General features: G+C 48.4%; 1 protein-coding gene. It reads left to right on the top strand.

Annotation, left to right across the window (positions count from 1 at the left end; translation table 11 throughout):
• The first annotated feature begins 63 nt into the window (after positions 1–63).
• Positions 64–792, top strand: a complete 729-nt coding sequence (locus ACJHWR_RS25210) for a replication initiation protein (RefSeq protein ID WP_152921961.1) — start codon at positions 64–66, stop codon at positions 790–792.
• Positions 793–1,205 lie beyond the last annotated feature (413 nt).

Raw genomic sequence — 1,205 nt, forward strand, 5'->3', positions numbered from 1 at the left:
TTATTATGGTGATCCCCTGGGCGAAATGCGCCTGGTAAGCAGAGTTTTTGAAATGTAAGGCCTTTGAATAAGACAAAAGGCTGCCTCATCGCTAACTTTGCAACAGTGCCGTCTAACGAGCTTACCGAAGCTGCTTACTACCTCTCGCTAAAAGCAAAGCGCGTTCTCTGGTTATGTCTTATGCAGACGTATTTCACAGCTTCAGTAAGCGAAGATGATGATGAGATGGCTGTACTCGGTGACTCTACTTTCAAAGTAAAGGTGGCTGACTATCAGCAAATTTTTCAGGTAAGCCGTAACCAGGCTATCAAGGATGTTAAAGAAGGCGTGTTTGAGTTAAGCCGTTCTGCGGTAATCTTTTACCCGAAAGAAGGGAGTTTTGACTGCGTCGCGCGCCCCTGGCTAACAGAGGCTGGCAGCCGATCAGCTCGTGGTATCTGGGAAATCGAATTTAACCATAAACTCCTGCGGTACATTTACGGCCTGACGAACCAGTTCACCACCTACTCGCTCCGCGATTGTGGCAGTCTTCGAAATCCACGGACGATCCGCCTTTATGAAAGTCTTGCTCAATTCAAATCTTCAGGCTTATGGGTTACTACTCATGCTTGGTTAAATGACCGTTTCCTTTTGCCGGAATCCCAACAGAAGAACTTGGCAGAGTTGAAACGATCTTTCCTTGATCCTGCTCTCAAGCAGATAAATGAGAAAACACCTTTACTTGCTAAGTATAGTATTGATGATTCAGGAAAATTTCTGTTCTCAATAATTGATAAGCAAAATCCCGTCTGACATAAATCAGCACACATGAGCCTGTCATTTGACAAATTTTTGTCATGAAGATGGGCGAATTTCCACACAGCACCGGCGCCCGGCAAGGTGGGCGGATTCCCACACGGCACCGGCGCCCGGCAAGGTGGGTGGATTTCCACACGGCACCGGCGCCCGGCAAGGTGGGCGGATTTCCACACGGCACCGGCGCCCGGCAAGGTGGGCGGATTTCCACACAGCACGGGGTCCGCTTGGAAAACGGAATCTATGGTCACTCCCGTTTTTGCAACACCGATTTTGACGACAAGTTGGCTTGCTTGAATCGGCACTGTTGCAAAGTTAGCGATGAGGCAGCCTTTTGTCTTATTCAAAGGCCTTACATTTCAAAAACTCTGCTTACCAGGCGCATTTCGCCCAGGGGATCACCATAATAA

Source organism: Escherichia sp. WS568 (assembly GCF_046486085.1).
In the GTDB taxonomy this organism is placed as follows: Bacteria; Pseudomonadota; Gammaproteobacteria; order Enterobacterales; family Enterobacteriaceae; genus Escherichia; species Escherichia coli.